At 57.1% G+C, this 289-nt stretch carries 1 pseudogene; it reads left to right on the top strand.

Going from position 1 to position 289, the window contains the following annotated elements:
• A pseudogene (locus tag Q9J32_RS10075) lies at positions 1-128 on the top strand (ComEA family DNA-binding protein); the annotation flags it as partial.
• Positions 129-289: the final 161 nt, after the last annotated feature.

The raw sequence follows: 289 nt of genomic DNA, 5'->3' as shown, positions 1-289 counted from the left end.
TGGACGATTTGACCAAGGTGAAGGGCATCGGCCCGGCGGTGCTGGCGAAGCTGAAGGACCAGGCTTCGGTCGGCGCGCCCGCACCCAAAGCCCCCGCCAAACCGGCAATGCCTGCGGCTAAAAAATAGGGCATATGTGGAGGGGCTGTAAAGGAAGGGGCATCGGCTGCCGCCGGTGCTTTTTTGTTTTTTGTTTGGAAGGGAAATGGCTGGAAAAAGACCTGCGCTATATCGGGGAATGAATCGATGCCAAGGAAATGCCGTCTGAACATGCGTTCAGGCGGCGTTTT

It is taken from the genome of Neisseria uirgultaei (genome assembly GCF_962719845.1).
In the GTDB taxonomy this organism is placed as follows: domain Bacteria; phylum Pseudomonadota; class Gammaproteobacteria; order Burkholderiales; family Neisseriaceae; genus Neisseria; species Neisseria bergeri.
This window is presented reverse-complemented; position numbering and strand designations above follow the sequence as displayed.